Origin of the sequence: Neorhizobium sp. IRS_2294, from assembly GCF_050500145.1 — a bacterium.
Taxonomy (GTDB): Bacteria; Pseudomonadota; Alphaproteobacteria; order Rhizobiales; family Rhizobiaceae; genus Neorhizobium; species Neorhizobium soli.
The window spans coordinates 1,314,685-1,335,039 of the sequence record NZ_CP191440.1 but is presented as its reverse complement, the minus strand read 5'-3'; the positions used below and the strand labels follow the sequence as shown (position 1 = coordinate 1,335,039).

The 20,355-nt window shown below is 59.6% G+C and carries 20 protein-coding genes; all 20 read left to right on the top strand.

Annotated features, from left to right (window positions below; translation table 11 throughout):
• Positions 1–101 precede the first annotated feature (101 nt).
• The 20 genes from ACQY1K_RS23290 (at position 102) to ACQY1K_RS23195 (ending at position 20,346) form a co-directional block, all read left to right on the top strand.
• Complete coding sequence (locus ACQY1K_RS23290; protein WP_430259810.1) at positions 102–431, top strand: HNH endonuclease; 330 nt, start codon at positions 102–104, stop codon at positions 429–431.
• 4 nt (positions 432–435) lie between these two features.
• Positions 436–690 (top strand): hypothetical protein, encoded by a 255-nt coding sequence (locus ACQY1K_RS23285; RefSeq protein ID WP_430241953.1) that lies wholly within the window; start codon positions 436–438, stop codon positions 688–690.
• Positions 691–775: 85 nt separating this feature from the next.
• Complete coding sequence (locus ACQY1K_RS23280) at positions 776–1,231, top strand: helix-turn-helix domain-containing protein (RefSeq protein ID WP_430259808.1); 456 nt, start codon at positions 776–778, stop codon at positions 1,229–1,231.
• Positions 1,210–2,928 (top strand): terminase large subunit, encoded by a 1,719-nt coding sequence (locus tag ACQY1K_RS23275; protein WP_430259806.1) that lies wholly within the window; start codon positions 1,210–1,212, stop codon positions 2,926–2,928. The genes ACQY1K_RS23280 and ACQY1K_RS23275 overlap by 22 nt, the downstream gene beginning before the upstream one ends.
• A 4-nt stretch (positions 2,929–2,932) precedes the next feature.
• Positions 2,933–4,195 (top strand): phage portal protein, encoded by a 1,263-nt coding sequence (locus tag ACQY1K_RS23270; protein ID WP_430259804.1) that lies wholly within the window; start codon positions 2,933–2,935, stop codon positions 4,193–4,195.
• An 80-nt stretch (positions 4,196–4,275) separates the two neighbouring features.
• Positions 4,276–5,160 (top strand): head maturation protease, ClpP-related, encoded by an 885-nt coding sequence (locus tag ACQY1K_RS23265; RefSeq protein WP_430259802.1) that lies wholly within the window; start codon positions 4,276–4,278, stop codon positions 5,158–5,160.
• Between the two features lie 12 nt (positions 5,161–5,172).
• Complete coding sequence (locus tag ACQY1K_RS23260) at positions 5,173–6,420, top strand: phage major capsid protein (protein ID WP_430259800.1); 1,248 nt, start codon at positions 5,173–5,175, stop codon at positions 6,418–6,420.
• A 69-nt stretch (positions 6,421–6,489) separates the two neighbouring features.
• A complete protein-coding gene (locus ACQY1K_RS23255; RefSeq protein ID WP_430259798.1) occupies positions 6,490–6,882 on the top strand; it encodes a hypothetical protein in 393 nt (130 codons plus the stop codon).
• 10 nt (positions 6,883–6,892) lie between these two features.
• Entirely contained in the window at positions 6,893–7,189 is a 297-nt protein-coding gene (locus ACQY1K_RS23250) for a head-tail connector protein (RefSeq protein ID WP_430259796.1), read from the top strand.
• A 2-nt stretch (positions 7,190–7,191) separates the two neighbouring features.
• Entirely contained in the window at positions 7,192–7,533 is a 342-nt protein-coding gene (locus ACQY1K_RS23245) for a head-tail adaptor protein (RefSeq protein ID WP_430259794.1), read from the top strand.
• The gene (locus ACQY1K_RS23240; RefSeq protein WP_430259792.1) at positions 7,530–7,940 is read left to right on the top strand and encodes a DUF3168 domain-containing protein; all 411 of its coding nucleotides are present in this window, start codon (positions 7,530–7,532) and stop codon (positions 7,938–7,940) included. The genes ACQY1K_RS23245 and ACQY1K_RS23240 overlap by 4 nt, the downstream gene beginning before the upstream one ends.
• A 9-nt stretch (positions 7,941–7,949) precedes the next feature.
• On the top strand, positions 7,950–8,159 hold the full coding sequence (locus ACQY1K_RS23235; protein ID WP_430259790.1) for a hypothetical protein: 210 nt from the start codon (positions 7,950–7,952) through the stop codon (positions 8,157–8,159).
• On the top strand, positions 8,116–8,577 hold the full coding sequence (locus ACQY1K_RS23230) for an HK97 gp10 family phage protein (RefSeq protein ID WP_430259788.1): 462 nt from the start codon (positions 8,116–8,118) through the stop codon (positions 8,575–8,577). Before ACQY1K_RS23235 ends, ACQY1K_RS23230 begins: the two co-directional genes overlap by 44 nt.
• A gap of 73 nt (positions 8,578–8,650) precedes the next feature.
• Complete coding sequence (locus tag ACQY1K_RS23225; RefSeq protein WP_430259786.1) at positions 8,651–9,088, top strand: phage tail tube protein; 438 nt, start codon at positions 8,651–8,653, stop codon at positions 9,086–9,088.
• Complete coding sequence (locus tag ACQY1K_RS23220; protein ID WP_430259784.1) at positions 9,088–9,468, top strand: gene transfer agent family protein; 381 nt, start codon at positions 9,088–9,090, stop codon at positions 9,466–9,468. Before ACQY1K_RS23225 ends, ACQY1K_RS23220 begins: the two co-directional genes overlap by 1 nt.
• 504 nt (positions 9,469–9,972) lie before the next feature.
• Entirely contained in the window at positions 9,973–13,215 is a 3,243-nt protein-coding gene (locus ACQY1K_RS23215; RefSeq protein WP_430259782.1) for a tape measure protein, read from the top strand.
• Complete coding sequence (locus ACQY1K_RS23210; protein ID WP_430259780.1) at positions 13,212–13,850, top strand: hypothetical protein; 639 nt, start codon at positions 13,212–13,214, stop codon at positions 13,848–13,850. The genes ACQY1K_RS23215 and ACQY1K_RS23210 overlap by 4 nt, the downstream gene beginning before the upstream one ends.
• Before the next feature lie 2 nt (positions 13,851–13,852).
• Positions 13,853–14,479 carry a hypothetical protein gene (locus ACQY1K_RS23205; protein WP_430259778.1) on the top strand — a complete coding sequence of 209 codons (627 nt, stop codon included), beginning with the start codon at positions 13,853–13,855 and terminating at the stop codon, positions 14,477–14,479.
• A complete protein-coding gene (locus ACQY1K_RS23200) occupies positions 14,476–14,904 on the top strand; it encodes a DUF6950 family protein (protein ID WP_430259776.1) in 429 nt (142 codons plus the stop codon). The genes ACQY1K_RS23205 and ACQY1K_RS23200 overlap by 4 nt, the downstream gene beginning before the upstream one ends.
• Positions 14,905–14,907: 3 nt before the next feature.
• Complete coding sequence (locus tag ACQY1K_RS23195; RefSeq protein ID WP_430259774.1) at positions 14,908–20,346, top strand: hypothetical protein; 5,439 nt, start codon at positions 14,908–14,910, stop codon at positions 20,344–20,346.
• Positions 20,347–20,355 lie beyond the last annotated feature (9 nt).

Sequence of the window (20,355 nt, the reverse complement as noted above, 5' to 3'; positions counted from 1 at the left end):
GCTACAGCTATGCGATGACGATGATGAGGCGGCCATAAGGTCGCCTTTTGTCGTCTTAGAGTATGCCTCGTCTCAAGTCCCTGCCACCTCGACTGACCTCGATGCCACCCCGTCTCGGACGTGCTGTCGGTGATGAGAAGGCCAGACTGAGAGAGCGCGAGATCAACACGCCGAACCGCAAGTGGTATCACAGCGAACGCTGGAAGAAGCTGCGGCTCAGGGTTCTCGAACGTGACAGCTACACATGCAAGCAGACCGGAGCGATCTGTGTCGGAAAGCATCCCGCTCCCAACAGTCCAGTTGTCGACCACATCAAGCCGCATCACTGGGATGAGCAGTTGTTCTGGGACATCGACAACCTGCAGACGGTGACCAAAGCCTACCACGATAGCGAGAAGCAGAAGCAGGAGCGGGCACAGCCCGGTTGGTGACGCGATGCAGATAGCCATGATCGAAGGCGCAACACGCATCATAGGCAAGAGCCAAGGCTACCTCGGTCTGCCTCTGCGAGACGAGCTGATCAACTGCACGGTCAGCGGTGAAGGCACACCGGCAATGGTGACAGCTTGGACGCCGACACCTGACGAACTGGAGCGGCTCAACGCAGGTGCATCGGTGCACCTTCGCATCCACGGCGTCAGTCACCCGCCTGTCATGGTCGAAGTCGGCGACGTGCCGATCGAGGCCTGACCCCCGACCGGGAGGGGGGGTCGAAAGTCTGGAACCCCTCTGCCTCCCGCACCCGCGTCCCCCATACTCAGAGATTTTTTTCCCGGTGACAGACGATTTATCCCCAGAGGCTGTTGAGCTCGACATGTTCGGGCAGCCCGTTCTTCCGATTAAGGAACGGCGAGGCCGACCTTCGTTCGCGAAGAACAAGGAAAATCAGGAGCTTGTGTGCCTTCTTCGGGCGGCAGGTTGGACGCAGGCCCGGATCTCTCGCTATCTCGGCTGCGATGAGAAGACACTTCGGAAGAATTTTTCCCGAGAGCTGGAAGACGGCGCCGACCTGATCGAGGGCATGGCCTTGGAGGTCACGCTCAAGAAAATGAAGTTTGGCAACTCAGTCGCCATCGGTCGCATCCTCGACCTGGTCGACAAGAAGGGTAGCCCCGCCATCCCGGTCACGGCCAAGCCAGCGAAGGAAGAGCCGTTGGGCAAGAAAGAGACGCTCCAGCAGGAAGCGCATACAGCGCATGAGGGGACCAAGTGGGGATCGTTGCTGCAGTAAAGCCGGAGTGGAACTTTGCCTGCCCAGACTGGGCGGAGCGGCTAAGGTCCGGTCGCTCCATTCTTCCGGATCTCCCGCTGTTCAAGGCCAAGGCTGACCGTGCAGTCGCCATTTTCGACAATCTCCGCATCCCGGACATCGAAGGGCAGCCGCGCTTCGCTGATGCCGCTGGGGATTGGTTCCGCGACATCGTCCGGGCGATCCTCGGCTCGCTCGACGACAACGGCGTTCGCCACGTCTCCGAAGTCTTCGCCCTACTTGGCAAGAAGAACAGCAAGACCACCAATGGCGGTGGCCTGATGCTGACGGCGCTGCTGGTCAATGAGGTGCCTCGCGGCGAATTCCTGTTCATCGGTCCCACTCAGGAAATCTCGGATCTCGCCTTCCAGCAAGCGGCCGGGATGATCGAGGCGGATCCGGAGGGGTATCTCCAGAAGCGCTTCCACGTGCAGGAGTACAAAAAGAAGATCGTCGACCGGGTCAACAAGGCCTTCGTCAAGGTCAAGACCTTCGATATGAAAGTCATGACTGGGTCAAAGCCCATCGGCGTACTGATCGACGAGCTGCACGTCATGGGCTCGCTGCACTACGCTTCCCGTGTCATGGGCCAGATCCGCGGCGCCCTTGAATCCAAGCGGAACAGTTTCCTGCTGATCATCAGCACCCAAAGTGACCAGCCGCCGGCGGGCGTCTTCAAAGCCGAGCTGCAGTACGCGCGGAGCATCCGTGACGGCAAGGTGACCGGTAACATCCGGATGCTTCCGATGCTCTTTGAGTTTCCGGAGAGCATGCAGATCGACCGGCACAACAAGCCGTGGGCCAATCCAGAATTCTGGCCGATGGTCATGCCCAACTTGGGGCGCTCGCTGCATCTGGACGCCATGCTGGCGGGTTACCAGGCAGCGAGAGAAAAAGGCGACGAGGAAGAGCGGCGCTGGGCAAGCCAGCATCTCAATGTCGAGATTGGGCTTGCTCTCCACTCCGACCGTTGGATTGGAGCCGACTACTTCGAGGACGCAGCGGACGAACGGATCACCCTCGAATACATTGAGGAGAACTCCGATGTCTGTGTGGTGGGAGGCGACGTCGGCGGGCTGGAAGATCTCTGGGGCCTCGCGGTTCTGGGGCGCCATAAACGAACCCGCCATTGGATGCTGTGGGTTCATGCCTGGGTTCAGCCTATCGTTTTCGAGCGCCGCAAAGAAATTGCAGAACGGTTGCGAGACTTCGTCAAGGATGGCGATCTCACCATCTGCAAGCATGTCACACAGGATGCCGAAGAGGCGGCATTAATCATTGTTCGCCTACGCGACAAGGGCCTCCTCCCGGAAGAGGGAGCGGTTGGCCTTGATCCGGCCGGTGTGACTGCCCTTCTGGAAGAGCTGGCCTCGCATAGCATCGTCTCGCCGATGGCTGCGAGCGTCTCGCAAGGGTACAAGCTTTCCGCGGCCATCTTCGGTGTCGAGCGCAAGCTTGCAGATGGGACTTTGAAGCATTCCGGCTCGCCGCTTCTAACTTGGTGTGTCGAGAACGCCCGGGCAGAGATGCGGGGCAGCAATGTCTATATCGAGAAGAAGTCGGCAAGCTCCAAAATCGACCCCCTCGTGGCGACCTTCAACGCTGCCGAAATGATGAGCCGCAACCCTGAAGCAGTCGGCCGCTCGGTCTATGAGACTCGCGGAATAAGGATGATCTGAGCCGATGGGTAAGAAGAAACAGGCCCGTCAGGCAGCACTTGCTGTTGCCTCTTCGACCGGCCGTGCAGAAGTCCTGGCTTCCGGCGCTGGCTACGTGTCTCTGGATGACCCACGGCTGATCGAATTCCTTCGCGATGGCATGATGACGGCGACAGGGTTTACAGTGAACCCGGAAACTGCGTTGCGAAACCCGTCTATGTTCCGGGCTTGCAGCCTGATCTCGAACTCGATTGGCATGCTGCCGCTGCACCTGATCGTGCAGGAGACGAAAGAGAAAGCGACGGAGCACCCGCTTTATCGCGTGCTGCATCGTCGCCCTAACACCTTTCAAAGCGCGTTCGATTTCCGTGCCTGCATGCAAATGCGGGCGTTGGTCCATAAGAACAGCTTTGCGCGGATCCTGAGATCGACGAGCATTCGGACAGGTAAACCAACGGTGTCGGGCCTGGTCCCGCTCGATGCTCGCAAGATGTCGGTCAGCCTGAACGCAAGCTGGCGCATGGAATACCTCTACGAGCCGACTAATGGGCCGAAAGTTCGCTATCAGGCTGAAGACATTTTCCACCTTCGAGGTGCGTCCATTGATGGCTTGAATGGGTTCTCGCTGATCGAGCAGGCCAAAGAGGCCATCGGCCTGGCGTTGAGTGCGGAGCTAGCAGCGGGCCGGATGTTCAAGAATGGAACGTTGGTCGGCGGCGCGCTCTCCCACAAGGGAACGTTGTCCGATCCTGCTTTCGAACGCCTTCAGGCAAGTCTCGCGGAGAAGGAAGGGGCCGATAACGCAGGCAAGAACCTCATCCTCGAAGAGGGGATGGAATGGAAGGCTTATGGCTCGAACGCCAAAGACTCTCAGATGACGGAGCTTCGTAAGCTCCAAATCGAAGAGATCGCTCGTGTCTCCGGCGTGCCTCGGCCGCTGCTGATGGTCGATGAGACCAGTTGGGGTTCCGGTATCGAGGCGCTCGGACAGTTCTTCGTCGCCTATGCCCTCAACCCATGGTTCGAAGCTTGGCAGCAAGCCGTCGAGCGATGCCTCCTAAGTGATGATGAGGTCGAGATCTATGAGGCCAAGTTCAATCCGGGAGCGCTTCTACGCGGCTCACTGAAAGACCAGGCCGATTACCTCTCGAAAGCGCTTGGCGCCGGCGGTCATCAGCCGTGGATACACTACGACGAGGCCCGCAGCACGATGGACCTTCCTGATCGAGAGCGGCCAATAAACCCCATGACCGCGGCCCCAACTACCCCGGACCCTGCGCGGACCTGAGAAGGATCACTACCATGAAGCCTACCAAGCCAATTTCAACTTCGACGAAACCGGCCGGCGCTCATGTGGCGGGATCGTCCGTGATCAAACCACCTCGCGGGTCGATCATGAAGCCGCAGGCGAAGGTCCGGCCTGGCGCCTTGCCGCTTCCTGCCAACCGCGACGTTGCGGCGTTCACAAAGCCATCAGTGTTCGATCGGTGGTCGGCAGATGCTGCCGGTGTTCGTGCGCTTGAACCTGGTGACAACGTCATCACCATGTTCGATGTGGTCGGTGAAGATTACTGGTCGGGCGGCGGCATCACTGCAAAGCGCGTTGCCTCGCAGTTGCGTGCCATCGGCCCAAAACCCGTCGAAGTCCAGATCAACAGCCCCGGCGGGGATATGTTCGAGGGCATCGCCGTCTACAACGTTCTGCGCGAGCATCCGCAGCCGATCACGGTCAAGGTCATGGGCATGGCTGCGTCAGCGGCATCGATCATCGCCATGGCGGGTGATCAGATCCTCGTCGGCGCCGCATCCTTCCTGATGATCCATAACTGCTGGGTCATGGCGATGGGAAATCGTCACGACATGAAAGAGACGGCCGAATGGCTCGAACCTTTCGACCAGGCCATGGTCGAGGTTTACGCGGCAAGGTCCGCGCAGGACCCGAAGCAGATCGCGAAGTGGATGGATGCTGAGACGTTCATGTCTGGCTCCATATCCGTCGATCGCGGATTTGCCGATGGCTTGTTGCCGGCGGACACGATGACCGTCGACGAAAGCGCAAAGGCGGAGGATCTTGATCTCAACGAAATTCGGGCGATGGAGCTTTCCCTCGTCTCGGCGGGCATGAAGCGCAGCGATGCGCGCGCCCGCCTCAACAAGATCAAGGGTACGCCTGGCGCTGCCCTTGAAGCCACGCCCGGCGCTGGCGCTGATTGGTCGGGACTGTCCGGCCTCCTTTCCACGCTTCGTTCCTGAGAGGACACCATCATGAAGCACATTGCACCGGGCGCTTTCGCGCTCGCGCGTCCGCGCGCCATCATCACGATGCCACGCGCCGACGCATCCAATCCGGCGGCTCTGCTTGCCGAAATCAAATCGGCTTTTGAGGAATTCAAGACTGCCAATGAGCAGAACCTCAAGGGCAAGGCCGATGTTGTCGTCGCTGAAAAGGTCGATCGCATCAATGCTGCGCTGTCGACGATGGAAGGCAACTTCCAGAAGGCGGTCGACGACCTGAATGCGAAAGTTGCTGCAGCTGGCTCGGGGAACATCATCGGCGATATTCCGGGAGACCCGGAATATACCAAGGCGTTTAAGGCGCATATGCGCAAGGGCGACGTCTCCGCGGCCATGACCAAGGGCACGGCGGAAGATGGCGGCTATCTCGCTCCGATCGAATGGGATCGCACGATCACCGGCCGCCTGAAGCGGATCTCGGCAATTCGTGCCAATGCTCGTGTGCAGTCGATCACCGGTGCTGGCTTCAAGAAGCTGTTCACCGATCGTGCGGTCGGCTCTGGCTGGGTGGGTGAAACCGCCTCGCGGCCGGCAACCACGACGCCGCAGTTCGGTCAGCTCGACTTCATCCCTGGCGAGATCTACGCGAATCCGGCGATCTCTCAGCAGATGCTCGACGATGCTGCCATCGATCTGGAAGTCTGGCTTTCCGACGAGGTTGACACCGAGTTCTCCCGTCAGGAAGGCATTGCCTTCGTCGGCGGTGACGGGGTCAATAAGCCGAATGGCATCCTGACTTACGTGACTGGCGCCGCCAATGCCGCCAAGCACCCATGGGGCGCCATCCAGGTGCAGAACTCCGGCGCTGCCGCCGGCGTGACGCTCGATGCCATGATCGACCTGATTGCAAGCCTGCCGGAGGAACTTTCGCAGAACGCGAAGTTCTTCATGAACCGGCTGTCGGTTGCCGCTTATCGCAAGATCAAGGATGCCAACGGCAACTACATCTGGCAGCCGAGCCCTGCTGTCGGTCAGCCGTCGACGCTGTTCGAAGCGCCAATCGTGCAGGTGCCGGACATGCCAGTCGTAGCGGCCGGCAACATCGCCGCTCTCTACGGCGACATGGAAGCGACTTACTTGGTCGTCGACCGTGTCGGCATCCGTGTCCTTCGCGACCCCTACACCAACAAGCCGTTCGTGCACTTCTACACGACGAAACGCGTTGGCGGCGGCGTCTACAACCCCGAGCCAATGCGCGCCCTCAAGATCGGCGTCTGATTCAGGCGGCGGGCGTCACATAACGCCCGCTACCACTTTGCTTCAGCCCAGATATCAAAGGAGGCCACCATGGCCACGACGAAAGAAACCACCGCGCCAGCCGCAGCCAAGCAGGCGCCCGAAGCAAACCATCACAATGAGACGGTTTCTGTCACGAACAGCGGCGATAACGCGCCTGTAGCCACGCCGGTGGAGAGCGTGACGTCCACTGAGACTGTGGCGACGGAACAGGCAGCAAACATCGCACCGGCGACCGAGGTCGATCCTTCCGGTGCACCCGTCCAGATCGTTCCGGACGTCGATCTCTCGCATCCGGCCGTCGACGCCGATCCGCGCAAGGGCACGACGGTTGCCCAAAACCGGATCGACTTCAACGATCCTACCCTGACTCCTGGCGAGGCTGTCGCAAACATGCTCCGCGCTCAAGGCGTCGAAGTCATCACCGACCCTTCCAGCAAGTAAGGTTGCACCAATGGCAGACGTCGTCGTCCTGACTACCGGCCCGCTCTATACTCTTGACGAGGTGAAAGAGCACCTTCGCGTCGATGGCAGCGACGACGACGTTACCATTGCGGCCTACATGGATGCAGCTCAAGAGTCCGTGCTGCAATACTGTAACCTTTCCCTCGTTCCAGTGGGAAAGGAAAACACATTCAAAGTCGCAGCGCTGATGTACGTCGCGGCAATGTATGAGAACCGAACGGGTCTCGATGGGCTTCCGAAGTCGGCGCAGTTGCTCGTGAACCCTTACCGTTGGCTTCGGGTGTAGCGATGGAAGCTGGCAAGCTGAACCGGCGCGTTGCATTCGACGCGCCGAAGAAGGTCAAAGACGGTCATGGCGGCATCAAGAACGGCTTTGCCGACGACGCCGAGGCGACAAAGGTCTGGGCGAATTTCCTCTACCTTCGTGGCGGGGAAACCGTCCAGGCTGCCCGTCTCGCCGGTCGTCAGCCAATCGTCGTGACAGTGCGCAGCAGTTCGCAGAGCAAGGCTGTCGATACCAGCTGGCGCATGCGCGATAGCGATGGCGAGATTTACAACATCCGCTCCGGTCCGGTGCCCTCGGATGACCGGCTTTATCTCGAATTCACAGTCGAAGGCGGCGTGGCATGAGTGTTTCCGTCGCCTTTCAGGACCTGGTGCTTTCACTGTTGTCGAACGACGACGCTGTGTCTGCCATCGTTGGAGACCGGTTCATTGATGGACCGGATGCCGACACAGCTTTCCCTTACGTGAGCTTTGGGGCGACGGACACGGACCGTCTTGATGCTGAGTGCATTCCAGGTCGCGACGAGACAATGCAAATCGACTGTTGGTCACGCGACGACGGACGGCTCAATCCTTGCAAGGCACTCGTCAACGCGGTTGAGGCTGCGCTCCACGAGAAAGATGGAACTCTCAGCGTCGGCGCTCTGATCTCGCTGAATGTCGTTTTGTCGCGATGCTTCATCGATCCTGATGGCATCACGGCTCATGGAGTCGTGCAGGTCACGGCCGAAATCGAAGATCCTCGAAACTAAGGACTGGCAATGGCTCGCGTACGTTTTCTCAAAGACTTTGACTATCGCCCGACTGGCAACAGTCTCACCGCCTACCTCGCGGGCATGGAAGAAACCGTAAAGCGAGAATGTGCCGATCAGGCTATCGCTGAAGGCAAGGCGGTCGAGCTGCCGGCCGCAACAAGGGGTAAGCCAAATGGCGAAAATCCTGAACCTGGCTCGACTGGACAGGAAGCTTAAGCGCCTCCCGACTGTAGCTCGGGTGCGCATCAGGCTTGGCATGGAAGAGGCGGCTGACGAAATCGTCGCTATGATGAAAAGCCTCGTTCCAAAAGACAGCGGCACGCTGCGCGACAGCATCGGCTGGACGTGGGGAAAAGCGCCCAAAGGCTCTATGGTCATGGCAACGGCCAAGGGATCATTGGGTGCCGATCTCACGCTGACGATCTACGCCGGCAACAGTGATGCCTACTACGCCCGGTGGGTGGAGTTTGGTACGGTGGGACATACCAACGCTGGAAAATTCGCCGGTTCGGACAACCCGGGCACAAGGGCGCAACCGTTCTTCTACGTGAGCTGGCGGGCAAATAAACGAGCGGCAAAGCGCATCGTTAGGAAAGCCAGTCGAGACGCAGCCAAAAAAGTGGCCGCCGGCTGAAACTATCAATTTTTCAATTATGATCGCCTGCCGTTCGGTGGGTTCATTGGCATGCCATCAAAGGAGATCCACTATGGCAGACGCAACGGGTATTAAGGGCGGACGCATCAAGATCATGCTCGGCAACTCTGCCGTTCCAATTGTCTACGGCGTTCCATGCGGACTGACGCAGCGTTCGCTTACCTTCAATAAAGGTCTGGAAGAGTTTCAGCTTCCCGACTGTGACGACCCCGATCAGGTGTCCTGGATGGGCCGTGACGCGATCTCAATCTCGATGTCGATCGGCGGCGAAACTGTCATCGCCGAAGAAAGCGTTGAAACGTGGCTGGATGCAGTCGAGGACGAAGACTCCACGCCGATCAAGGTCATTGCCGAGTTCCCGGCCAAAACGATCACGTGGACCGGTAAGGCGCACGTCGAAACGTTCGAAATCACGGGCATCAACAACCGCCGCGCAACCGGTACCGTCTCGCTTCAGAGCGACGGCAAGATGACACGAGTTGTCGTCTAATGCGGGACGCGCAGATAACACTGCCGTGGGCGGATGGTGATTACACCTTCCGCCTCGGCTGGGGCGAGTTGGAGTTGCTGCAGGAAGCGTGCGGTGCTGGCCCCTATGTGGTCCTGAACAGATTGATCGCCGATGAATGGATGATGGGTGATGTTCTGCATACCATCCGTCTCGGACTGATCGGTGGCGGAATGGCTCCAACGGACGCGTTAAAAAAGGTCCGTGACTATGTCGAAAAGCGGCCCCCGGTAGAGAATGTTCTTTATGCGCAGGGCATCTTGTCGGCAGGCCTGACCGGAGCGCCGGAGGAAGGCGCACTGGGGGAGGACGCGGCCGGAAATCAGGACAGCAGCTCGACGACCTCCCAAACGGAAAGCTGAGATTTGCGGCCATCTACGGCAATGGCGCCGTGATGGGTTTTAGCCCGCAACAAGTGCGGGCTATGAGCATGTGGCAGTATTTTGCGGCGCTAGATGGATATCAGAAGGCGAACGGCGCCGAAGACGCCATGACCAAGGCCGAAGAAGACGATCTTTGGGATTGGATTAATTCTAGCGACTAAGCCTTGCGACCGATGAGCCGGCAGCCATCCGGTAACGGTCACCATTGGAGCAATCGAGGACATACCCCCCTGATGCAACAGGCGTGACCATCTCGATGGTGCCGCAGCTATTTAGGATCGACTTCATTGCTTCGCGCGCAACAGCGTATTCCGCTGAGTCGGACCTGATCGACGTGCTTACTGCAAGGCTGGAGCTGCCTCGGCTCGAAAACAGGGGCGAAAAGAGCCAATAGCCTCCCCCGCCAACGACAAGAAGAACTATCAACCAAGATAGGACGATTTCTCGTTCTTCTCTTCTTTTTGCATCTGTCACAGGACACCTATGGCAACCGATATTGAAAAATTGGTCGTACAACTTTCCGCTGACCTTAAGGGGTACCAGCGCGAAATGCAAAAGGCCGTAGGTGTCTCCAATCGACAGATGAAGGCTATCGAGACGCGTGCGAGCCAGCTTGACAAGCGGCTTGGTGCAATTGGCAAGAACGCCGCTGCAGGACTGATCGCGCCTCTGGCAGGCGTCGCGGCTGCACTTTCCATTCGTGAAGTTGCACGGTATGCCGATGCGTGGACATCTGCGAAGAACAGCCTCGCTGTTGCAGGTGTCACAGGGCAGCGGCAAACTCAAATTCTCGATCAGCTCTACCAGTCTGCGCAGGCGAACGCCGCCCCGGTGACAGCACTTGCTGACCTTTATGGCAAGGCCGCGCAAGCCTCCGATAACTTGGGCGCGTCTCAAGACGATCTGATCAAGTTCTCTGATGGCGTGGCTACAGCTCTTCGCGTAGCAGGAACGAGTGCACCTGCTGCGTCGGGAGCTTTACAGCAGCTTGGCCAGCTTCTTGGTTCTGCCCGCGTGCAGGCGGAAGAGTTCAATTCCGTCAATGACGGTGCGCGCCCCATCCTTATTGCCGTCGCAAACGGTCTTGATGCAGCTGGCGGATCTGTCAGCAGGCTAAAGGAGCTTGTCAACGACGGCGCAGTTTCTGGCCGGCAATTCTTTGAAGCCTTTTTCAAAGGTTTGCCAACCATCCAAGGCATGGCGGCGAACGCGACGCAGACGATCGAACAGGGTTTTACCAAGGTCGACAACGCCTTCACACGTTACATTGGCTCGACCGACGAGAGCTTGGGTGCGACGCAGCGACTAGTCCAAGGTCTCAGTCTCCTTGCCGATAACTTCGACACGGTCGCGGATACGACGCTCACCGTTGCAAGTGTTATTGCCGGCGTTCTTGTCGGCCGCTCAATTGTCAAGATGATCAGCGGCCTTAAGGACGGGGCGACAGCCGCTCGCGCTCTGGTGGGGGCGTTGTCTCTCCTGAAATATGTCCGAAACGTACGTGATCTGGGGGCCGCCTTCTCTTTGCTTGGCCTCGCTGCTGGTCCGATTGGTGCTCTGGTGGGTGTCGCGGCGGTGGGCGCTGTGACCTATTTTGGCGGGAAAGCTGTAGAGACTACCGCTCGGACCGAGAGGCTCAAGCAGGAAATGGAGGCACTCGGGCTCAACGCGGAAAAGCTAGGTCCGTCCGTTGAGAGCGCCGCTACAGCTCTCGATAAGCTCGCGCCAGATCAGCTTCGGGCTCGTCTTGCTGACGTGAACGCCGAACTAGATCGAATGAACGACCGTAGCTGGTCGAACATGTTGGGGTTTGGCGATGCTGATACGCTTGGTGATATCAAAGCTCAGATCACAGCTATAACCCGAGGTCGGGTGAATGACTTCGATCGCGACGCCGCAAAGCAATTGCGCACGTTGATCTCGCAGGCGGAAAACGGAGAGCTCACGCTCGAACAAGTCCGGACGCGACTGAACGAGATAGGCAAAGTCGACGTAAGTGCAGGTGTCGCAACGCTCATTGATAAGCTGAGAGAAGTTTTCCCGTACATGCGTAGCCTCCGGACAATGGCCGGCCAGCTCGGTGACGGCATTGCAAACGGGGCTGCTGGGCGCACTGTATATCCCGCGGCCGACTATCAGGACCGCTTGGCCCAGGCAGAGACCACGCGCAGAGAAGGCGTTGGCAAGACGCTGCTCGACGAGGAAAAGCGTCGCGCCGCTCTGACAGATAGTCAGCGTGACCTTGAAGATGAGATGAAGCGCCTACGTGAGGCGATCGAGAAACAGGGCGGTATCGCAACGGATGCAGCCGTCCGAGCGCAGGCAGAGGCGAACCTTGCGTCAAAGGCATCGGCTACGGGCGGCGGAAGCCTCAACTTGCATCGGTTCCTCGCTGGCGGGAAAGACGCATCGCACATCAGCGGCCTGTCGTCGACGTTCGAAGGCAAGCTCGAAAGCCTTTTCGCGGCCCTGCCGAAAGAGCTGGCTGGACAGCTGAAGATCAACTCAGGCTACCGGTCGGTCGAGCGACAGCAGCAGCTGTGGCAGGACGCGCTGAAGAAATACGGGTCCGTGGCAGAGGCTCGCCGTTGGGTGGCGCCTCCTGGCAACAGCCAGCACAACAAGGGGAACGCCGCTGACCTCGGGTATAGTTCCGACGCGGCTCGCCAGTGGGCGCATTCTAATGCTAGCAAGTTCGGCTTGTCGTTCCCGCTGTCGAATGAGAACTGGCATATCGAAGACGCCGATGCTCGCGCTGGTGTCGTGGCCGACAAGACCAAGCAGCTCGAAGAGCAAGGGCAGGCGTATGACGACGTCATCGCGCGAGCCCGTGAGTTCGTCGCGGAGCAAGGCTTGGAGGGTACTGCTCTCGGCATGACAACTCAGGCGGCAAACCGTCTGCGGTACGAACAGGAGCTGCTCAACCAGGCCAAGCAGGCGGGACTCGAGCTTTCCCCAGCGCAGATCGATAGCATCAAGCAGCTTGCTGGCGAGATGGCGATTGCCGAAGAAAAAACGCGCCTCCTCACACAGAGCCAAGACGAAATGCGCCGAGCTGCCGAAGAGTGGGCTTCGGTCGGCAAGGATGTCACGAAGGGCTTCATCACCGATCTGATGAACGGTGCCACTGCAGCGGACGCGCTCAAGAACGCACTCTCACGGGTTGCCGACGTGCTGCTTGACCAGGTGCTGGACGCTATTTTTCAAGTCAACGGGGCCGGCGGTAGCGGCGGTGGGCTTGGTGGTCTCGGTGGCCTCATCTCGTCGATCTTCCGTGGCGGGAAAAGCTCCTCGTTCCCGGCCGCTCCGGGCGGGTCGCTCTGGTCCGACGGTGGCTATACAGGTCCAGGCGGTAAGTATCAGCCTGCAGGTGTCGTCCATAAAGGCGAAGTCGTTTGGAGCAAGCGTGACGTGAGCAAGGCCGGCGGCGTGGCAGCCGTTGAAGCAATGCGTCTTGGTCAGAGAGGCTATGACGGTGGCGGACCTGTGGCACTTCGTGCACCGACGATGCCCGTGATCCGCAACGGTGGACGAGGCGGGAACTTCAACGTCCGAAGTCAGGTCGATGTCAGCGTCAGCGACCAGGGCGAGCTTCGCGCCTTCGTGAAGGAGACATCAGTTGAAACTGTCGATGCGCGTACACCGCGTCATGTGGATGCCTTCAGCCGCAACGCCCTGCCGCAGCGGATGGCTGAGATCAATTCCAATCCTAGGAAGCGCGGATGACACAGTCTATCGACTATCTGTCGTTCTACCGGTGGGCGCCTTTCAAGTGGGAGATCAAGCGGAACGATCAGCTGAGCGGTTTGGGATCGGGCAGGACAATCGGCGCCGAACTGGCGCCGCCGCTCTGGATGGCCCAGATTTCCGCGCTGCAGATGCGCAACACGATTGCCGAAGAGATCGACGCAAAGATCAGAGCGCTGCGCGGGCCGCAGGATCTGTTCCTGATGACCAGCTCGCTGTTTCGCGGACCTCGGCTCGATCCTGCCGGCGTGGTGCTTGGCAACGCTTACGTATCGGTCGCGAGCATCGTCGAAGGTGGGACAGCCGTCGCACTGAAGGGTCTGCCCGCTGGCTACATTTTGTCAATCGGCGACAAGGTGCAGATCCAATACGGTGGCGAGCCAGAGCGATACGCGTTCTTCGAGTTCTCGCAGGCGGGTGTGGCGAGCGGTGCAGGTGTGACGCCGCAGATCCCCGTTTTCCCAGCGTTGCCGGCAGGCGTGGCCGTCGACATGGCCGTCACGCTCATCAAGCCCGCTTGCCGCGTCTTCGTCGTCCCTGAAAGCTATAAGGTCGGGCAGGTGACAGGCGGCATCACATACGGCTGCAGCTTCCAGATTATGCAGAAGAAGTAGCCATGCGCAATGTAGATCCTGATTTCATGGCCGCATTAGCCGACGCGCCAGAGCGAGGCATTGTTCCGCGTAAGCTGGTGAGCATCACCGCCCGCGAATTCGGCCACCCGACAGTCTTAGAGACAGTCTCGTTTTGGACTGGTGATGAGAACGTCGACATCACAGTCACGTCCGGCGTCGACAGCCAGCCATCAACGCGGCTGTTCTACGGCGGCGTTAACCTAGAGATCGGTTCGATCCCGCGTGTTTCCAACCTGACTATCCAGACAGTCCCTGTCAGCATCAGCCAGCTTGCCGATCCCGTTCAACAGCTCGTGCGCGGCTACGATGTACGGCTGGGCAAGGTCGAGATCTGGGACATGCTTCTTGATCCCGCAACGCGCTTGCCGGTTGGAACGCCACAGCTCGTGTTCTTCGGTGAGGTGGACGGCTCGCCGATCGACACGCCTTCGGTTGGTGGGGAAGGCTTGGTGACCATCCGCTGCGTCTCGGATGCGATCTCGATGCTGACCCGCAAGAACTACACAAAGTCGTCCTACGAGGCGCAGAAGCTGCGCGGCGGTGACGAGTGGGGCAAGTACGCCAACACCGTGAAGACCTGGCGCATTCCGTGGGGGCAGAAGCTATGATCGAGCTGCAGCGTAAGCCGCTCTGGATCTCAGAGTTCCATGCTCTCATTGATGAAATCAGGCGTCAGCCGTTCGACTGGCAAGGCCATGACTGCGTGCTGGGTCTCGGCGCCCGCACCGTGCAGGCTCTTACAGGTGTACGCTTCGGCGAAGAGTATGCCGACCAGTTCAGTGATGCCGCATCTGCTTACCGGCTTATCCGAAAACTCGGCTTCGACGATATCGCGGATCTCCTGGCAAACTATCTCCCGGAATACAATCATCCGTCTGAATCGCAGATGGGCGATATCGTCACCATCCCGGTCGATACACAGTTCAAGCACAGCCTCGGCGTGGTCAACGGCGAGCGCGTCATCACCATGACAGAGACCGGGATCGGAACTGTCGATCGCCTTTCTGCAGACCGGGCGTTCCGGGTCGGGTAATCCATGAAAATCTTCGTTCTTCTTTTGAACGTCACAAGTTTCTGGCTTTTGGCGGAGCCGGCGCATGCCGGCCCGGTGCTGGCCGCGATCCCGGCGCTGTTGTCGTCGCTCGGCGCGGTCGGATCACTGATCGCCAAGGTTCTTCTGACGGTCGCGCTCAATCTCGCGTCGACGCTTCTGCAGCGGATGACAGCGAAGAAGCAGAAGCAGCAGGCCGTTGGCGTCAAGCTGGAAATCCAGATGGGCGACGACCTGCCTGTCTCGACGACGATCGGTCGATACGCGACGGCCGGAAAGCGAAAGTATGCCGGCACTTATGGCAGTATCGGTGGAACGCCGAATGCGATGTTCGTCGACGTTATCGAGCTAGGCAACATGCCCGTGTCGGGTCTCCAAGGCCTGTGGATCGACGACGAAAAGTGCACAATCATGTGGGACGAAGAAACGTCCCGCGGCTTTCCAATCTATCAGTTCCAGGGCGCGATCAGCAAAGATCACCACGCGTGGATCAAGTTCTACGACGGCACGCAGACGCAGCCGAACGCGTATCTGCGCGCGCGTTTTGGCGACCATCCGAACCGGCCGTTCCTCGATACGATGATCGGCCGTGGCTGCCCGTATGCAGTCATGACCTTCCGTTTCAACCGGGACATGTTCGGGGGTGCGCCGACCTGCGTTTTCGAGCTGGGGCCGCTCAAACTCTATGACATCAGGAAGGATTCGAGCGCAGGCGGAAATGGCCCGCACCGGTGGAATGCTCCGTCGACCTGGGAGCCATCCACCAACCTGCCGGTGATGATCTACAACATCATCCGCGGCCTGAAATACAACGACCAGTGGATGTTCGGGGGTCAGGATCTGGCAGCGTCGAGGCTTCCTGCGTCCAACTGGATTGCAGCGGCGCAAGAAGCGTCGCGCCTCATCCGCATTACGGACCAGCCGAGCGAGCCACAGTTCCGTGGCGGATACGAGGTCACCGGCGATATGGAACCGCTCGATGTGATCGACGACCTGCGCGCCGGCTGCGCTGCCCGCATTGCCGAGAACGGCGGCTCGTTCAAGATCCATGTGGGTGCATTTGCGGCTGCGGTCTTTGCAATTTCTGACGACGATATCATTGTGACGGAAGATCAGAGCTTCGAGCCGTTCCCCGGTCTCGATGCCACGGTCAATGCAATCAAGGCCAGCTATCCGGAGCCCGACGAAAAGTGGGCATCGAAGGATGCGCCGACGCTTTACCGTCCGTCTCTTGAAATCGAAGACGGCAACCGCGTGCTGCCGGCAGACGTCCAGTTTCCGGCTGTGCCCTACAAGCGCCAGGTCCAGCGCCTGATGCGTATGATGATCGAGGAAGAGCGTCGCTTCCGCACGCATCAGTTCTACCTGCCCCCGCAGGCATGGGTGCTGGAGCCGAACGACGTCATCTCGTGGACGTCGGAACGCAACGGCTACGAGAACAAGAAATTCGTCATCCTCGCAATCGAAGGCGAGATGACGCTCAATCAGCTTGTGACGATCAAGGAAATCGACCCGGCCGATTATGACTGGTCGCCTGAATTCGAAATGCCGACCTCTGAAGGCTGGATGGGCCGTATCGAGGCGCCGGTTCAGGAGATGGACGGTTGGTCAGTTGCGCCCGCATCGATCGACGACAACGACGGCAATCCGCGTCGTGTCGCCATCAAGGTCGAATGCGCCGACGGTCTCGACGACGTCATGAAGGTGTGGGTTCAGGTCCGCAACAGCGTGACCGGCGACGTCGTGTTCGACAGCGACCAGACCCCGTATGCAGATCCTTATGAGTGGTTGCTGTCGGGCGACTGGTGCCTGCCGATCACCGACTATGAGGCCCGCGGAAAGTACGTTCCGTTCACGGCCCGCAAGACGAACTGGTCCGCCTGGCTTCCGGTCATCACGTTCGACACCCGCCTGACGCTCGAAGATCTTGAGGCGGAGATCGTCGACAGCCTGCAGACGCTCAAGATGTGGATCGACGAGGATCTCTTCTCCACGGTTGGCGACCAAGGTGAGAGCCTTCGAAAGGAGATCGAGGAACGGATTGCCGCCGTCCAGGCGCAGGCCGCAGCGTTAGCAGCCGAAGCCTCGGCACGTGCCGAGGCGATCGCCGAGCAGGCCACAGCGCTTACGGCTGAAGCATCGACGCGCGCAAACGCGATCGCCGAGCAAGCAGACGCGATCGCTGAGCAAGCCGACGCGATCGAGCAGGAGCAGCAGGCCCGGATCTCCGCCATCATTGAGCAGGCATCGCGGTTTCGCGGTGTGGCCGCTGAGATTGACGCTCTGCGTGACTATATCGCTGAGAATGACTTCGCTCAATTCGACAAGGTTGAGAAGCTCCGGACGCTGCTGACGACCCGGATAGGCCAGGTCGTTGCGACCTACGACGAGCAGATCACGCTCGCCGTGTCGCAGACAGCAGCCCTCGCTCAGCGCACGACGACCTTGGAGGTGACGTCAACGGGACTGACCGCTCAGGTTTTGTCAGTCGAGAGCGCGAGTGTCGGTCGCGACGCCGCTCTAGCTGATCGCGTCAACGCGCTGTCGGCTGGCACGGATAATCAGTTTGATCCGCTACGCATGTGGGCGTTCGACACCGATCTGATGGGCTGGACGGGCGACGTCGCGCCCGTCGTCTCGAACGGCTATCTTCGTCCCGGCGATAGCGCGGCCCCATATTCTGTCTCTCCGATCGCACTTGGCGTCGACACCAATACCTACCGGCAGATCCGGGCGCGCATTCGCAAGACCGGCAACCCGGTCTGGGAAGGTCAGGCTTGGTGGAACGGTATTGCCGACTTCGCATGGAGTGATGGCCGGCGCGTCACGATCACAGCACCTTCCTTCGATGCAAACGGCTTGTCGAACATCACCTTCGATATGCCGTGGACAGGAACGGTCGACCAGGTCCGTATTGATCTGTCGGTTGCGCAGTCCGCCACGGACTATTTTCAGTTCGACTGGATCTCGATCGGGTCGCCCAGCCCGGGCGCGTCCAGGGCGGAACTGTATGAAGAGCAGTCGGCGCGCGCATCTGGCGATAGTGCCAATGCCTCATCGATCACAGCCCTGCAGGCGCTCTTCCTTGACGTCAACGGCGATGTGACTGCGCTTGCCTCCGGTCTATCGACGATCACCACAACCGTCGAAAATCTTGAGGACAGCGTTGCTGCTCAATCGCAGTCGCTAACGGCGCTGAACACTCAGCTTGGCCAAAAAGCCAACGCCACGGCGCTTGCGCTTCTGTCTGCTCAGGTCGATGCCATGAATGGTGGCGGTGGCATTGTCATCCAGGGACAGTCAACGACGGCGCTGCGCAATGAGCTGACCGACCTTCTGGCTGAAACAACGGATGCGGCCTTTGCTGCCTTCCTGGGCCAGCAGAACGTTCGCAACGCCCTCACGACCGCGTCGCAGACGCTGACGACGCGCATCGACGCGACCAACGACAGCGTCGATATAGTTGCCAAGGCAGTTACGTTGGTACAGGCGGCGCTGCCGGGGAAAGCAGAGGCCTTGGCGCTGCAGTCGCTTGAAGCCCGCGTTACCGCAACGGAGGGCTCGATCACAAGCAGCTCGACCGCGATCACGTCGTTGCAGAGCGCGGTTGCTGGAAAAGCAGATGCAAGTGCGCTGCAGTCGCTTCAGACCGTTGTCATTGCACAGGGAGACGACCTCGAAGCTCAGGCGCAGTCGATAGGCGAGATACAGGTATCGCTGGATGGCAAAGCGGCTGCTTCAGCGCTGTCCAGCCTGCAAACGACGGTCAGCCAGCAGGGCACGACGCTCTCTTCCCAGAGTACGGCCATCACGTCGCTGCAGAACGGGCTCAATGGGAAGGCCTCGGCATCTGCAGTCAGCAGCCTCCAGCAGACGGTCAGCAACCAAGGCGATGCCCTATCGTCGCAGGGGTCGGCGATTACCAGTCTGCAAAACGCGCTGCCTGGCAAGGCCGACGCGTCTGCACTTCAGACGCTGGCAAGCACGGTTGGTCAGCAGGGTAACGCGATCAGCTCTCAGGGCAGTGCGATCACGTCGGTGCAGAATGCTTTAAGCGGCAAAGCAAACGCCTCGGCAGTTCAGTCGCTGTCGAACATGGTCACTCAGCAGGGCGACGTGATTGATGCCCACAGCCAGTCAATCGTTTCACTTCAGGTAGCGCTGCCTGGCAAGGCCGACGCGTCTGCAATTCAGACACTGGCAAGCACGGTTGGTCAGCAGGGCGACGTCATTGATGCCCACAGCCAGTCAATCATCTCACTTCAGGTAGCGCTGCCTGGCAAGGCCGACGCGTCCGCACTTCAGACGCTGGCAAGCACGGTTGGTCAGCAAGGCAACGCGATCAGCTCTCAGGGCAGTGCGATCACGTCGGTGCAGAATGCTTTAAGCGGCAAAGCAGACGCCTCAGCAGTTCAGTCGCTGTCGAACACGGTCACGCAGCAGGGCGACGTGATCGATGCCCACAGCCAGTCAATCATTTCACTTCAGGTAGCGCTCCCTGGCAAGGCCGACGCGTCCGCACTTCAGACGCTGGCAAGCACGGTTGGTCAGCAGGGTAACTCGATTAGCTCTCAGGGCTCGGCGATCACCTCGCTGCAAAACGCTCTTGGTGACAAAGCGAGCGTGTTCGCTCTCAGCAGCCTGTCAACGGTTGTGTCCGAGCACGGCGGGCAGATCACGGCTCAGGCAACGTCGCTTCAGGGCCTGAGTGCAACGGTCGGTTCGAATTCGGCTGACGCTCGGTTCAAGATGGAAGTCCAAGCCGGACCTGGGGGCTATGCCCGCATTGGCGCGCGAGCGCGGGTGGATGCCGGCAGCGACTATCGCGAGGCAGGCTTCTTCATCGACGTCCCCTACGACGGGGCAAATCCAACCCAATTCCTGGTCGACGCCCAGCGCTTTGCCTTGATCGCCAACGGCGGAAAGAACGTGCCGTTCGCAGTCGACCAGAACGGCGCCTATCTCCAGTCTGCCTATATCCGCAAGATCACGACGGATCAGATCACCTTCAAGGACGGATCTGTCCAGGACACTGCGGTCGCGCAGAACGCGGTTGCAGAGCGGCGCTTCTATGCTTCGGCTTCCACTGAAGACATCTCGTCAGTCTACACAAGCATCGGATCGGTCACGATCGACAAGTCCGGCGTCGACTACCTCGAAGTCGACGCGGTGATCCGGTGCCAGGGGCAAGCAGGCAGCGTGATCGACATCCGCCTTCGCGAGGGCACCGACAACAACGGCGTCGATGCCGATAGCTGGACGTTCACAACCAACAACGAGTTCAGGGCCATTCGTCTCAAGTACATGGTCGATAGCGGAAGCGGCATCCGAACTTACTCAATCATCGCAAGGGTTCTCAGCGGCTCGGTCATTGCCGGCCGTCGTACCCTTGCGGCCAAACGGGACAAGAAATCCAATGCCTGACGAGGGACC

Excerpts from the sequence above, each read along its gene's own strand:
- ACQY1K_RS23230 (WP_430259788.1), top strand. The coding sequence starts at position 8,116 with ATGGCGAAAATCCTGAACCTGGCTCGACTGGACAGGAAGCTTAAGCGC.
- ACQY1K_RS23195 (WP_430259774.1), top strand. The coding sequence starts at position 14,908 with ATGAAAATCTTCGTTCTTCTTTTGAACGTCACAAGTTTCTGGCTTTTG.
- ACQY1K_RS23225 (WP_430259786.1), top strand. The coding sequence starts at position 8,651 with ATGGCAGACGCAACGGGTATTAAGGGCGGACGCATCAAGATCATGCTC.
- ACQY1K_RS23260 (WP_430259800.1), top strand. The coding sequence starts at position 5,173 with ATGAAGCACATTGCACCGGGCGCTTTCGCGCTCGCGCGTCCGCGCGCC.
- ACQY1K_RS23215 (WP_430259782.1), top strand. The coding sequence starts at position 9,973 with ATGGCAACCGATATTGAAAAATTGGTCGTACAACTTTCCGCTGACCTT.
- ACQY1K_RS23200 (WP_430259776.1), top strand. The coding sequence starts at position 14,476 with ATGATCGAGCTGCAGCGTAAGCCGCTCTGGATCTCAGAGTTCCATGCT.
- ACQY1K_RS23210 (WP_430259780.1), top strand. The coding sequence starts at position 13,212 with ATGACACAGTCTATCGACTATCTGTCGTTCTACCGGTGGGCGCCTTTC.
- ACQY1K_RS23255 (WP_430259798.1), top strand. The coding sequence starts at position 6,490 with ATGGCCACGACGAAAGAAACCACCGCGCCAGCCGCAGCCAAGCAGGCG.
- ACQY1K_RS23240 (WP_430259792.1), top strand. The coding sequence starts at position 7,530 with ATGAGTGTTTCCGTCGCCTTTCAGGACCTGGTGCTTTCACTGTTGTCG.
- ACQY1K_RS23250 (WP_430259796.1), top strand. The coding sequence starts at position 6,893 with ATGGCAGACGTCGTCGTCCTGACTACCGGCCCGCTCTATACTCTTGAC.
- ACQY1K_RS23270 (WP_430259804.1), top strand. The coding sequence starts at position 2,933 with ATGGGTAAGAAGAAACAGGCCCGTCAGGCAGCACTTGCTGTTGCCTCT.
- ACQY1K_RS23245 (WP_430259794.1), top strand. The coding sequence starts at position 7,192 with ATGGAAGCTGGCAAGCTGAACCGGCGCGTTGCATTCGACGCGCCGAAG.
- ACQY1K_RS23235 (WP_430259790.1), top strand. The coding sequence starts at position 7,950 with ATGGCTCGCGTACGTTTTCTCAAAGACTTTGACTATCGCCCGACTGGC.
- ACQY1K_RS23220 (WP_430259784.1), top strand. The coding sequence starts at position 9,088 with ATGCGGGACGCGCAGATAACACTGCCGTGGGCGGATGGTGATTACACC.
- ACQY1K_RS23290 (WP_430259810.1), top strand. The coding sequence starts at position 102 with ATGCCACCCCGTCTCGGACGTGCTGTCGGTGATGAGAAGGCCAGACTG.
- ACQY1K_RS23285 (WP_430241953.1), top strand. The coding sequence starts at position 436 with ATGCAGATAGCCATGATCGAAGGCGCAACACGCATCATAGGCAAGAGC.
- ACQY1K_RS23205 (WP_430259778.1), top strand. The coding sequence starts at position 13,853 with ATGCGCAATGTAGATCCTGATTTCATGGCCGCATTAGCCGACGCGCCA.